This is a genomic window from Roseivirga sp. YIW32 (assembly GCF_057219245.1).
In genome coordinates, this window is record NZ_JBXVVG010000001.1 from 1,495,363 (window position 1) to 1,508,767 (window position 13,405).

14 protein-coding genes are annotated in these 13,405 nt (G+C 44.0%); 13 read left to right on the forward strand and 1 reads right to left on the reverse strand.

What is annotated here, in order from left to right; translation table 11 throughout:
- Positions 1-20: 20 nt before the first annotated feature.
- Complete coding sequence (locus AC2D6U_RS07210; protein WP_484720281.1) at positions 21-653, reverse strand: 2OG-Fe(II) oxygenase; 633 nt, start codon at positions 651-653, stop codon at positions 21-23.
- A gap of 107 nt (positions 654-760) precedes the next feature.
- Between AC2D6U_RS07210 and AC2D6U_RS07215 the strand changes: the two genes are divergently transcribed.
- The 13 genes from AC2D6U_RS07215 (at position 761) to AC2D6U_RS07275 (ending at position 13,370) form a co-directional block, all read left to right on the forward strand.
- Positions 761-1,831 carry a D-alanine--D-alanine ligase family protein gene (locus AC2D6U_RS07215; protein ID WP_484720282.1) on the forward strand — a complete coding sequence of 357 codons (1,071 nt, stop codon included), beginning with the start codon at positions 761-763 and terminating at the stop codon, positions 1,829-1,831.
- Positions 1,831-2,373, forward strand: coding sequence for a GNAT family N-acetyltransferase (locus AC2D6U_RS07220; RefSeq protein WP_484720283.1), 543 nt, complete (start codon positions 1,831-1,833; stop codon positions 2,371-2,373). Before AC2D6U_RS07215 ends, AC2D6U_RS07220 begins: the two co-directional genes overlap by 1 nt.
- Before the next feature lie 76 nt (positions 2,374-2,449).
- Positions 2,450-2,788, forward strand: a complete 339-nt coding sequence (locus tag AC2D6U_RS07225; RefSeq protein WP_484720284.1) for a hypothetical protein — start codon at positions 2,450-2,452, stop codon at positions 2,786-2,788.
- A gap of 9 nt (positions 2,789-2,797) precedes the next feature.
- Positions 2,798-3,787: an NAD-dependent epimerase/dehydratase family protein gene (locus AC2D6U_RS07230; protein WP_484720285.1), complete on the forward strand. Its 990-nt coding sequence runs from the start codon at positions 2,798-2,800 to the stop codon at positions 3,785-3,787.
- A gap of 145 nt (positions 3,788-3,932) precedes the next feature.
- Positions 3,933-4,661 carry a 5-oxoprolinase subunit PxpA gene (locus tag AC2D6U_RS07235; RefSeq protein ID WP_484720286.1) on the forward strand — a complete coding sequence of 243 codons (729 nt, stop codon included), beginning with the start codon at positions 3,933-3,935 and terminating at the stop codon, positions 4,659-4,661.
- Positions 4,662-4,667: 6 nt separating this feature from the next.
- The gene (gene pxpB, locus AC2D6U_RS07240; protein WP_484720287.1) at positions 4,668-5,375 is read left to right on the forward strand and encodes a 5-oxoprolinase subunit PxpB; all 708 of its coding nucleotides are present in this window, start codon (positions 4,668-4,670) and stop codon (positions 5,373-5,375) included.
- Positions 5,368-6,255 carry a 5-oxoprolinase subunit C family protein gene (locus tag AC2D6U_RS07245; protein WP_484720288.1) on the forward strand — a complete coding sequence of 296 codons (888 nt, stop codon included), beginning with the start codon at positions 5,368-5,370 and terminating at the stop codon, positions 6,253-6,255. Before pxpB ends, AC2D6U_RS07245 begins: the two co-directional genes overlap by 8 nt.
- 131 nt (positions 6,256-6,386) lie before the next feature.
- On the forward strand, positions 6,387-6,587 hold the full coding sequence (locus AC2D6U_RS07250; RefSeq protein WP_484720289.1) for a hypothetical protein: 201 nt from the start codon (positions 6,387-6,389) through the stop codon (positions 6,585-6,587).
- 229 nt (positions 6,588-6,816) lie between these two features.
- Complete coding sequence (locus tag AC2D6U_RS07255) at positions 6,817-8,004, forward strand: S-adenosylmethionine:tRNA ribosyltransferase-isomerase (RefSeq protein ID WP_484720290.1); 1,188 nt, start codon at positions 6,817-6,819, stop codon at positions 8,002-8,004.
- 25 nt (positions 8,005-8,029) lie between these two features.
- Positions 8,030-9,199 carry a mechanosensitive ion channel family protein gene (locus tag AC2D6U_RS07260; RefSeq protein WP_484720291.1) on the forward strand — a complete coding sequence of 390 codons (1,170 nt, stop codon included), beginning with the start codon at positions 8,030-8,032 and terminating at the stop codon, positions 9,197-9,199.
- An 81-nt stretch (positions 9,200-9,280) separates the two neighbouring features.
- The gene (gene trkA, locus AC2D6U_RS07265) at positions 9,281-10,621 is read left to right on the forward strand and encodes a Trk system potassium transporter TrkA (protein WP_484720292.1); all 1,341 of its coding nucleotides are present in this window, start codon (positions 9,281-9,283) and stop codon (positions 10,619-10,621) included.
- 1 nt (position 10,622) lies between these two features.
- Positions 10,623-12,077, forward strand: a complete 1,455-nt coding sequence (locus AC2D6U_RS07270) for a TrkH family potassium uptake protein (RefSeq protein WP_484720293.1) — start codon at positions 10,623-10,625, stop codon at positions 12,075-12,077.
- A gap of 75 nt (positions 12,078-12,152) precedes the next feature.
- The gene (locus tag AC2D6U_RS07275; protein WP_484720294.1) at positions 12,153-13,370 is read left to right on the forward strand and encodes a DEAD/DEAH box helicase; all 1,218 of its coding nucleotides are present in this window, start codon (positions 12,153-12,155) and stop codon (positions 13,368-13,370) included.
- Positions 13,371-13,405: the final 35 nt, after the last annotated feature.

Here is a 13,405-nt window from a genome sequence, read left to right on the forward strand (position 1 = left end):
ATACAAAATTGCGGAAAGGATCAACCCAACAAAAAGCCCAATCCCTCTGGTTGATTCAATAGCCAACCGGTTAAACTGTAGCGACTCACCCTGGTGGGCAATACCTCGTGGGGTAGCTGATCACTTTTAAAAAGAATTAAACGATTGGCAATAGGTGCTATGAGCGCTGTTTCTTGATTGGGCAAAAACAACTTCAGCTCACCGGCATCATCTTCACACCAATCCTCGTTTAGATAAAAAACCATGGACATCAGGCGATTACCTCGTCCTTTGAACTGATCAAGATGCTTTTCATAGAAAGAACCTGCAGGATAATGCGCAAAATGAAATTCAGAGCCTGAAATGGGCAAGTAACAGTAGCGCTTTAGAAAATAGATCAGCTGATCTACTCGATCAAAGTAATTTTGAATAGAGCTGTGCTCTTTTCGGTCAATCCAATAGACATAATCCCCCCGTATATCATGATTGATGGTATGATTGATCATGGCCCCAATACCGGCTTTGTCGAAGGCGTGCTCTCCTAGCTTCGCTAAAAAATAGTTCCTCAAATCTCGATAATGAGTATCGGATAAAAAGTTGTCGAATACGACGTAGTCATTTTCGGACAGTACATCGACCCAGTCGAGTGCATTGTCGAGGGAGTAAGCTATCAATCAGAATTTCAAATAAGCGCCAACAAAGATGATTAGTTTTCAAGATTTTTTTACGATTACTTTATGAAATAATTGAGGGCTTCGCGTTCTTCCAAAAACCTTTTTTCATGAGCAAATTAAGTGTAGCGCTTGTCTTTGGAGGTCGTTCGACCGAACATGAGATCTCCAAGCTTTCGGCGCAAAGCATTGTCGAAAAAATCGACAGATCCAAGTACGACATCTCCTTAATCAAGATCGACCTCCATAGTCAATGGTGGCTACTGACATCGGACAATTTGCATGACGAGATCAAGGCTCAACGCATCCACTTGGAGAAAAAGGGGCAGCAAGGAGTGTGTAAGGATGCAGAGGGCAAGACCCTTTTGAGTGTGGACGTTTTTTTCCCTATTCTACATGGCATTTATGGAGAAGATGGTACCATTCAAGGGCTTTTCCGGATGCTCGACGTTGCCTTTGTAGGCTGCGATGTTCTGGCCTCGGCAGTATGTATGGATAAAGACTTCACTAAACGCGTTCTGCGCGATGCCAATATTGCCATTGCTCCCTATCTGGTAGCGACTCCTAGCTACGCACCTAGTTATCAGGAAGCGTCAAAAAGCCTGGGAGACACCTTATTTTTGAAACCTGCCAACATGGGTTCCTCCGTTGGGGTCTTCAAAGTTAGTGATGAAAAAAGCTACCAAGAGAAACTCGCAGAAGGATTGCAGCTGGACAAAAAGGTATTGATTGAGAAAGAGATCGTGGGCCGGGAACTCGAATGTGCGGTGCTGGGTAATGAAAAACCTAAAGCTTCTATTCCTGGCGAAATCATCATGAACTCGGATTTTTACGATTTCGATTCAAAGTATGTTGACTCCACTGCATCAAGTACGATGATTCCCGCTGAGCTGTCTGAAGACATGACTTCAACCCTGAGGGACATGGCACTGGCAGCCTACAAAGCACTCGATTGTGAAGGTCTTGCACGAGTGGACTTTTTTATGACCGAAGACAAGGAACTCATGATCAATGAAGTGAATACCATGCCCGGTTTTACCAAGATAAGTATGTATCCCAAGATGTGGGAAGCTTCAGGTATTGCGTACTCGGAACTTATTGATCTGCTCATTGAACTTGCCCTCGAGCGGAGAGACCGACAGCAAGCCTTGAAGATTTTCGCGAAAGAGGTAAACAAGTAATGATCGTTCAACGCGCATCGGAAACATTAAGCAGAGAGGAAATCCTTCACGTTGAACTACTTATCAAGGCCACCTGGCCCGATCCTAAAGTTCCTACGTTCACCGAAGAAGAACTACTGCTCGATTTCAAGCAGCGCTGTTCTGGCAGAACATGCTACTTATTCCGTCAGCAAGATGTACTAATCGGCTACGCTGAAACCTTCCCCCGTCAAATTGAAAGCGCACAAGGATCTATACATTGCATAGCACTGGCCACTGTCTGTGTAAGAGATGAGCAAAGAGGAAGAGGAATTGGTGCTCAAATCGTCGAGTACATTTTTCAGCGTATTCCTGTAGAGAATTCAGGAGTTTGTCTCTTCCAAACTGGCGTGCCCGAATTCTATGAAAAACTCAATTGCAAACGAATTGATAACCAAATCATTAATTCATTGAACAAAGAAAACCCAACAGCCAATCCCTTTTGGGATCCTTATGTGATGATTTACCCCAAAACATACCAGTGGCCGGAAGGAACCATCGACCTGAAAGGAAAAGGGTTCTAAGTTTTTTGAAATTCTTTAGTTCAATCCCATATATTTCCCATATTGTACACATAAAAGCTTAAAAACTCATCGAATTATGACGGCTCAATCTTCCAAACCTCGTGTCATTAAAGATTTTGAGAAATTAGACGTATCCATACAAGAACAGATCAAACTGGCCTTTCCTTTAGGCTTTGAAGACCACTTGATTAAATTCACCAACATGGAAGGCAAGAAAGTATCTGCATTGCCTTTTGAGGCTGAAGACAAATATTACCTCGTGCGAATGACTATTGAAGAAGCCCAACAACTCATTGAAGATGACGATGATTACGATGATGATGGCACGCTCAAAACAGACATTCAGGAAGAATACGAGGATAAGTATGGTGACGATGAGGAGGATGACGATGAGGAGGATGACTTTGATGAATGATCCGACTCCATGAAGATCGGGATCTTAGGAGCTACCGGATTGATCGGACACCACCTCGTTTTACAGGCAACATTACATCAGCACGACGTAGTAATCCTGCACCGAAAATCTTCTAATCTGGACGTATTTGCTTCACAATCCATTGAATCAAGAATCGCAGACCTGAATGATCGCAAATCACTGATCGACGCATTCAGCGGGCTAGATGCTGTGATCAATGCTGCTGCCTATTATCCGACGCTACCAAGACCCACCAGCGAAGAATTGAAAACGAGCAGGCTGCAGATGCAGTTTTTTCTAGATGCCATTCGATTATCTGGAATTTCCAAAGCACTTTATGTCGGTGCCGCCATTGCCATTCCTAAAGCAGCAAATGGACTGGCCAATGAATCGTTAACTTATGCGCAATTCCCTGACGAAGCGGCAGCCTATGTGCAAGTCAAGTGTTTGATGGATCAGATGGCAAGAGAGGCTGGTAAAAACGGACTGCCCCTGGTGATAGGGATACCCACCATGTGTTTTGGCGAATACGATGCAACACCTACGACAGGGCGCTTAATTGTTGAATTAGCTAATCAATCCTTGCCTGCCTACATCCATGGAGATCGAAATTGTATCTATGCGGGCGATGCGGCTGACGGATTACTCAAGGCCTTGTTAAAGGGCAGGTATGGCGAACGCTACTTGATTGGTGGGGTAAATACCAATGTTGAATCCATTGTTCAGCAGGTGTGCGAGTTGGCCAACGTACCAATACTTGAAAAAACACTTCGCCTCCCATTAGCCAAATTCATCTCAAGAATTGGAGAGATCAAATACACCCTCTTTAGAGGCGAACCTCCTAAATTATCAGCAACGGCAATCGCCGTTCTGGCCTTGGGGCAACACTTTGATCTGAGCAAAGCCCAAGAAGAATTAGGTTTCAAGGCAAGCCTCGACCAAGAGGCCATGATCTTCAGAGCCTATCAATGGTTCAAAAAACAGCAAATGGTGCCTTGAACATAGTGAGCAACTCAATAAAGACCTATAGCTAACAACAACTCCCCCTTACCTGACTAAACGTCAATTAGTTGAATCATCTATTCTCCTCCTACAGTTTTACGCCCTGATAAAATTCCGTAATTTGATTTCTTAAAGTCACTGAATGAACCAACCGTTTTTACTCAATTGCGATATGGGAGAAAGCTATGGCCAGTACCAAATGGGTAATGACCAGGCCTTAATGCCCTTCATCAATGCTGCAAACATTGCCTGTGGTATACATGCGGGAGACCCCATTCAGATGGAGCGAACGATCGATCTAGCCTTGGCCCACAAAGTTCACATCGGAGCTCATCCGGGCTATCCTGATCTCCATGGTTTTGGCAGAAGAATTCTCCCAATGACTTACGAGGAAGTGGCTGCCTACATACGATATCAAGTATCCGCATTAGTAGGCATGACCGCAGCGCGAGGTGGAAAAGTGACCTATGTGAAACCCCACGGTGCACTTTACAATCAAATGGCTGAAGATGTGGACATAGCCAGAACTGTCGTAGAGGCCGTTTTACAGGTAGATTCCACTTTAAAGATCATGGGATTAGCGCAAAGCGCGGTAGAGCATGTGGTCCAAGAGGCCGGAACCGAATTCATCGCTGAAGCCTTTGCCGATCGTGCCTATGAGGATAATGGTCGATTACGATCAAGAAAATTAATGGGTGCTGTTTATGATGACCCTGAAAAAGCCACACAACAGGTTCTTTCTATTCTGAACAACCAAGTGGTGCTATCCTATAACGGGGAAAAAGTACCCATGAAAGCAGCGAGTTTTTGCATCCATGGCGATAATCCTGCAGCGCTACAGTTGGTGCAAGCCATTCGTCATTCCATCTGAAAGAATATGATGAAAATTCAGCCCTATGGAGACAATGCCTTGATCATCCAACTTGCCAAAGAAGCGAGTGTTGAGGTGAGTCAGCAAGTTATTGCCCTTTATCATGACTTAGAGACGACAGGCCAGTTTCAGTATTTAATTCCTGCCTTTGCCAGTTTAACGGTAGCTTTTGACAAAAGCGTGCTAAGCTTTGCGAAAGCCGAGGAGCTGATCAGATCGGTTGCACAAAAAACCTCCTATGCTCAGGAAAAAGCAAAGCACCTCACGATTCCAGTCTGTTATGAAGGGCCTCATGCACCTGACATGCAGCTTGTTGAACGCATTACAGGTCTTAGTCGCAATGAAATTGTACAACTCCACACAAACACCACTTTTCATGTGTATATGTTGGGCTTCATTGCGGGCTTCCCCTATTTGGGCAATTTACCCCAGCAACTCCATTGCGAGCGAAAAGCAAGTCCCAGGTTAAAAGTACCCCAGGGTTCTGTTGGTCTCGCTGGCTTACAATCGGGCATTTACCCAACCGAAGCACCCGGTGGTTGGCAACTTATTGGACGAACCCCACTCCATTTATTCAATCCGAAACGCGATCCACCGAATTTATTGAAACCTGGAGATAAGGTACAGTTTCGCGAAATCTCTTCCGATGAGTACCAGTTGATCAACATCAAAATAGAAACTGACATTTACCAACCGGAATACGACCATGGGTGAGTTAAGGCTTCATTTTGAAAAAGCAGGGCTCTTCAGCTCCATTCAAGACGAAGGGCGTTATGGTGTTCAGCATCTGGGCATACCAATAAGTGGTGCTATGGATCAAGAGGCCATGCGAAATGCGAATTATTTAGTAGGCAATGCTTTAGGGAATCCCGTTATCGAAATGACGCTTCAAGGGGCGGACATTCGAATAGAGGGCTCTGGTCAACTGGCGTTTACAGGTGGGTATTTTAAAGGAACTCTTAATGGGCATTCCTTGCCTTTTTATAAAACCCTGTGCGTGGAGGACGGAGATTTCATTCACTTGGAGGGTGCCCTTTACGGATGCAGGGCGTATTTGGCCATCGGCGGCCATCTGCTTGAAGAAAAATGGCTGGGAAGCCATAGCGCGGTCAGCGTTTACATGGAAAGTTTTGGCCTTGAAAGTCATTTCAAGAATGGGAGAACAGTTTCTTTCAAAACCAGCACACCCATAGAGAAAAGACAGATCAAAAGAGCTCAGCATCCGATACATTCAGAGTGCGCGATCATACGAACCACTACGGGACCTGACTTCGAAACATTTGAGCTCCCCGTTATTCAAGAGTTCTATGAAACCGTTTTTTCAATTTCAGGAGATAGCAACCGAATGGGCTATCGCCTAAATGAACAACTCACTCATTTCAAGAAGCATGTGGAAGAACTGTCCACAGGCACAATACCCGGCACCATTCAAATTAGCAATGATGGCACGCCCATCATCCTAATGGCAGATGCTCAAACAACCGGTGGATACCCTAGGATTGCTCATGTGATCAGAGAAGACCTTGACCTTTTGGCGCAAATGCGACAAGGCCATGAGGTAAAATTTATGTTGATCAGCCGAGAAGACAATTGACCTAAAAAACAGCTTTTTCAGGGCTCAAACAAGAGAAATAAAGACTCATGCCTTGGGTTCAAAAAGAAAATATACACTAAGCAGGTAGGGTGTTCCCCTACTTCATTGGTATTTACTCCCAAAGAACTGATATGGATCGCTCAAGTAACGGATTAGACAAAGTAACAAAACAGACCATCACTGTGATCTTAGGCATCATTGCTTTGTTCATTGGTATTCCGGTATTTCTTGACCACCCCCTTGCAGGAATCGCCATTTTATCTATCCCTGCCCTGTACCATGCGGGCATGACATTATTTGCACCTGATGTGCGTACTGACAAAGCACACTAATGCCCACTTACATCCCTACTAAAGTTGACATAGCTAGACTATTACATGTTCACCTACAAGTAGAGATTAGAGCCATTCTCCAGCTCTTCTAAAAAAACACAAAAAGTGGTTTTCTGATCATCCACTAAAAGTCACGTTTACCATTAACCTGACTGTGTGCACAACAATTCTTACTTCCGAATAACTTATTAGCAAGAATTCATTTTTTTTGTATCCAAAATGACCGAGGATGGAAGCACCAAAGATCTTAAGTTACCTGTTACCGGAAGAACGAATCGCGAAATACCCATTGGCGAAGCGCGATGAAAGCAAGTTATTGCACTATCAATCGGGAAGCCTTTCTGATCATCGGTTCCATGAATTGCCAGATCTTTTAGATGCCAATTGTACCCTCTTTTTCAATGACACAAAGGTAATTCCAGCCAGATTATTCTTTACCAAGGAAACTGGCGCCCTCATTGAGGTCTTCTTGTTAGAACCGATTTCTCCTAGCCCTGTGGTTAGTCAAGCCATGGAAGCCACGGAAAAAGTGGTATGGCAATGCATGGTTGGGAACTATAAAAAATGGAAAAACGATCAGACCTTATTGCTTCAATTACAGAAGGGAAACGAGCAAGTGGAGGTCAAGGCACGAATTGTCGATAGGGAAAAAGTAGCCATCTCTTTTGAATGGAATCGCTCCGATCTGAGTTTTGCAGAACTTGTTGAGCTTGCCGGAAAAGTGCCTCTCCCACCCTATTTGAACAGGGAATCTGAATCAGAAGACAAGGAAAGGTATCAAACCGTTTACTCCCAACACAAAGGTGCGGTGGCAGCGCCAACTGCAGGCCTGCATTTTACGAACGAGGTATTGGATCGACTGTCAAAAAAAGGAATTGACCAGTGCTTTTTGACATTACATGTCAGTGCTGGGACCTTTCAACCCCTTAAGGTAGCAAACCCAAAAGATCATCCGATGCATGCCGAACAAATGGTCGTTTCTAGAGAGGCCATACAACATGTATTGTCGAGCAAAAAAGTGATCGCCGTGGGAACAACCTCAATGCGTACGCTCGAAAGTCTGTATTGGTTTGGGGTAAGATTGCTGGATGGAAATACCAACTTCCGAATTGAAAAACTCGAAATCTATCAAGAAGGTGAACTCCCCTCACGCAACCAGGCCTTTGAGGCCATTGACCAATTCATGGAGAGTCAGCAACTCACGACACTGCATGGTGAAACAGAGATCTTCATCATGGGTGACTATCCTTTTAAAGTATGTGATGGACTGATCACCAATTTTCATCAACCTGAAAGTACTTTATTGATGCTGATCAATTCCTTTCTCAAAGGCGATTGGAAAAAAGTGTATGACCATGCGCTAAAGAACGATTATCGTTTTCTTTCCTACGGAGATTCATCTCTTTTGCTCCCCTAGTCTGATAAAGTTTTTATATTCAAGCATGATTCAAGAAAATGCCGGTGACCCACCAATTGCTGCACTGGAACAGCTGATCAACTTTATCAACTCGAACGTGCCGGTTTTGGGTGAAGAGTTCTCGCTTCTGGGAGAGAATATTACTGCAACGCACATCATCATTCCGATTGTCTATTTAATCCTTCTCAATCTTTTTGGAAATCTGTGCAGATCAATTCTGATCAATAAAATTTTGAATAACCGGATAGAAGACCGGAAAACTATTCTGTCTATCGGTAATACAACCAAATACACCATTCTGATCATTGGGGTAACGCTTCTACTCGCCAGCATTGGAATAGACAGTAGCTCGAATTGGAATAGGACAATTTTCGGTAAAGATGAGAACCAGGTAAGGCTTTTTGATCTGGTGCGGTTTGTTTTCTTATTTACCCTCCTGGTCTATTTCACAGGAAAGCTCAAGAGCATTTTCGTAAAGCAGGTACTTTCTAAGTACTCTAATGACATCGGTGTAAGCCAATCCATTGGCACCATCATTCAGTATGTTGTCATCATCATTGGCGCCTTTATTATCATTCAAAATGTTGGTATCAATCTAGGTTCCCTAAATGTGCTGGCAGGTGCCTTAGGTGTTGGTATTGGTTTTGGTTTACAAAACATCGCCAATAACTTCATCTCAGGATTGATCATTTTATTTGAAAGACCCATTAAAATAGGTGATCGAATTGAGGTTGGAAGTGTCCAGGGTGATGTAACAAAGGTCTCTGCCAGGGCGACAACGGTCAATACAAATGACAATATTTCCATCATCGTACCTAATTCCGAGTTCATCAATCAACGTGTCATCAATTGGAGTCATAACGACAGAAGCATCCGGTATCACGTACCGGTAGGTGTCTCCTACAATGAAGACCCTGCGCAGATCAAAGAACTGCTGCTTGAAGTAGCCGAAGCCAATCCTGATGTCTTGAAAAGGCCAAAACCAGATGTATTATTCACAGAATATGGAGACAGTTCTTTGAACTTCGATCTGATGGTCTGGACCAGTACTTACATCAACAAACCGATCATTTTAAAAAGTCAGCTTTATTATGCCATCTTTGAGAAGTTCAAAGAACACAATATTGAAATTCCGTTCCCACAACGCGATTTACACATCCGTTCTGGCCTTCCAGGCAACGAAAAGGCAACGTAAACGTTTCCAATGCATAAGAATGAAAAGTATGTATTCCGAAAGGTTTTTCTTTAAATTTGCCGCACTAAGTAAAAGGACCATATGAGAGTCATCATTGCAGGGGTAGGAAATGTAGGGTACCATTTGGCCAAATTATTATCTGCAGAAGGGCAAGACATTGTATTGATCGACCGCGCGGCAGATAAACTGAAACAAGCCGCAAATCAAGTAGATGCCTCTACCATTCGCGGAAACGCTACCTCTTACGCCGTATTGGAAGAAGCCGGTGTGTCTGAGGCCGACCTCTTGATTGCAGTCACCAGCTCTGAAGATGCCAATATTGCGACAGCCATCATTGCCAAGCATCTTGGTGCAAAACGAACGATCGCTCGAATTTCCAATACAGAATTCTTATACAAAAAAGATAAACTCAACCTCAAGCATTTAGGAATAGACGACATCATTTCTCCAGAATCGCTTGCCGCGAAGGAGATCAAGCGCTTGCTAAAGGAAGTCGCGCTAACGGATAGTTTTGAATTCCAAAAAGGCCTGTTGCAATTGATTGGTGTACACATTGACGAAAAAAGCCCCTTGAAAGGCAAAACCATGCTCGATGTCGCCAAATTAAACCCTGATCAAACCTTCATGACAGTGGCCATCCTGCGCGAGAATGAGACCATCATTCCGTACGGAGAAACCACCTTTGAAGAACATGATCATGCCTATTTTATCGCCCAACAAGATGGTGTAGAAAAGCTTCTTTTCTTGAGTGGTAAGAAGAAAGAAGGTGTTAAGAGTATCATGATCTTGGGTGGGTCTCGAGTTGGTTTCCATGCGGCCAAACTGTTGAGTGCACGGTACAATGTCAAAATTATTGAGCGAGATGCGCAAAAATGCTTTGAGCTCGCAGATGCCTTGCCAGATGCCATGGTGATCAACGGGGATGGACGAAGCTTTGAGTTGTTGCAAGAAGAGAACATTGGCGACATGGATGCATTCATTGCCGTCACCGGTGATTCTGAGACCAATATTATCACGAGTTTGGTAGCTAAAAAGAATGGGGTCAAAAAGACCATAGCCATGGTCGAGAACATGGATTACATCCACCTTTCTCAGAGTATTGGTGTAGACACGATGATCAACAAAAAGCTCATTGCTGCCAACTTTATTTTCCGGCATATCCGTCAGGGAGAAATTCACTCCATTACGAGTATCCATGGTGTCGATGCTGAAATTCTTGAGTTTGAGGTGCAAGAAGAATCTAAGATCACCAAGCATCAGCTCCGGAATTTGGAATTCCCAAAGTCTGCCATCATTGGAGGTGTCATTCGAGACGGTCACGGCTTGACAACACCAGGTAATTTCCGTTTTTTACCCAAGGATCGCGTAGTAGTGCTCTCTAAAAAAGAGTGTATCCATAAAGTAGAAGACTACTTCATCTAGTATGAAATTCAACCTACCCGTTATCGCCCAGATCCTGGGCTTGTTATTATTGATCAATGCCATCTTTATGGTACTATGCCTTCCGGTGGCGATCTACCACAATGAAGGAGACGGGTTGGCCATTGCATTAGCCGCTGTAATCACTGCAGCGAGTGGCTTTGCCATGCGTTGGAGCACACGCAAAAACGACAATCGCGAGCTCAAAAAGAAAGACGGTTATTTAGTGGTTTCTCTCGGGTGGATCATCATGTCCTTGTTTGGCGCACTGCCCTATCTATTCAGTGGCACCATTCCAAACTTCACGGATGCTTTTTTCGAAACAGTTTCGGGTTATACCACGACGGGGGCTTCGATTTTAAATGACATAGAAGCCTCCCCTAAAGGCATTTTGCTTTGGAGAAGTCTGACCCAATGGATCGGCGGAATGGGTATCATCGTACTCGCCGTGGCCATACTTCCCTTTTTGGGCATTGGGGGCATGCAGTTGTTTGTTGCTGAAGCTCCAGGTATTAGTCCGGACAAACTTCAACCAAGAATACAAGAAACGGCCAAAAGACTTTGGATCCTTTACGTTGGGCTCACCATATTAGAAGCAATACTCCTTTACTTCGCGGGTATGTCGGTTTACGACGCTGCCAATCATGCCTTAACGACCATGGCGACAGGAGGCTTTTCTACCAAAAATGATAGCATCGCCGGCTTTTCACCTCTGATCCAGTACATCATCGTGCTTTTCATGTTCTTAGCAGGAACAAGCTTTACGCTCACTTATTTCGGGCTGAAAAGGCAATTCAAGCGTATCGCAAAAAATGAAGAATTTGTCGTTTACACCTTATTCACCATTGCCATCACACTGATCGTCACGATTGCTTTACTGACGGTCAAAGATTTTGGTGTTGAAAAATCTTTCCGCGATGCGCTATTTCAGGTAGTCTCAATCATTACTACGACGGGTTTTGTGTCTGCAGATTACACCCAATGGGCATCTTTCCTTTCCGTTTTGTTCTTCATCCTGTTGTTCGTCGGGGGATCAGCCGGTTCGACTGCGGGAGGAGTAAAAGTGATCAGGCACATTGTGCTGTTCAAGAATTCCTTTCTTGAATTGAAAAGGCAATTGCACCCTTCGGCCATAATGCCAGTCCGAATCAGTGGGAAGGCCATTGAGCAGAACATCGTTTTCAATGTGCTCGCCTTCATTATGATCTACATCCTCGTTTTTCTTGTGGGCGTAACCTTGCTCTCATCCATGAATGTCAATTTCGATACAGCTTTCGGTGCCGTTGCTACCTCTTTAGGGAACGTAGGGCCAGGAATTGGTGATGTAGGACCTGTAGATAACTTTGCCGGAATGCCAACTGCCGGAAAATGGCTATTGGCCTTTTTGATGTTGCTTGGCCGACTCGAATTGTTCACCATTCTGATGTTATTGGCGCCACACTTCTGGAAGAAGAACTAAATTTCTTCAACCGAAGCTCATGAATTATCACAATTGCACTAACTTCCGCTTTTATACAGCATTAACTCACCAAAATTGACATTTAAAGAACTCGGATTACACGAAGACGTACTGAATAGCCTAGACGCAATGGGCTTTGAAAAGCCAACCCCTATCCAGGAAAAGGCTATTCCCATTATCATCAACAACAGAGACATTATCGGTTGCGCGCAAACGGGTACCGGAAAAACAGCTGCCTTTCTCCTACCCGTCTTGGATAAAATATGCCAACAAGAAACTGATGAAGAAGAGATCAATACGTTGATCATTTGCCCTACTCGTGAACTTGCCTTACAAATTGACCAGCAAATAGAAGGATTCAGCTATTTCACCGGCGTCAGTTCTATTCCTATTTACGGGGGTGGAAGCGGCGAAGCATTTAGCACTGAAAAGAAAGCATTATCCAGTGGGGTCAACATTGTGGTAGGAACACCAGGAAAGATCATCTCTCATTTGAATCTAGGCTACGTAAAACTCGATAAGTTGCAGCATCTTATCTTGGACGAGGCCGATAGAATGCTCGATATGGGTTTTTATGAGGACATCAGTAAGATCATCAGCTTCTTACCGAAAAAGAGGCAAAATCTCCTCTTTTCAGCCACTATGCCGCCGAAGATCCGAACCCTATCAAAAGAGATCCTGAATGATCCTGAAGAAATAAGCATCTCTATATCGAAACCGGCAGAGAAAGTTGTACAGGTAGCCTTCTGTGCATATGATAAGCAAAAGGTAGAGCTTGTGCAGCACCTCTTGCGCTTCAATGACATTCCGAGCCTCGTGATTTTTGCTTCTACCAAACAAAAAGTTAGAGAACTAACACAGGCCTTACAAAAGAATAAGTTGAATGCCGCAGGCATATCCAGTGATCTGGAACAAGCCGAGCGAGAAAAAATGCTCAACGACTTTAAGCATCGCAAACTACAGATCTTAGTGGCAACCGATGTGATCTCCAGAGGGATTGACATCGACAATATCGACATGGTGATCAACTACGATGTCCCGAATGATCCGGAAGATTACATTCATCGCATCGGTAGAACTGCCAGGGCATCTTCAGAAGGCGAAGCCGTCACATTCATCAACCAAGAAGACCAAGGGAAATTCTCCAGAATTGAGAAAATGATCGAAAAAGAGATTCGCAAAATCGATCTACCGGCAAGTCTAGGTGAAGGGCCAATATATGACCCCGTTGCTAACAGATCCTTCGGAAAACCACGAGGAAAGAAATATTTCACAAAACAAAGAAAACGTTAAGTTATTAGGTAACAATCCTTAACTTTCAAGTTAAA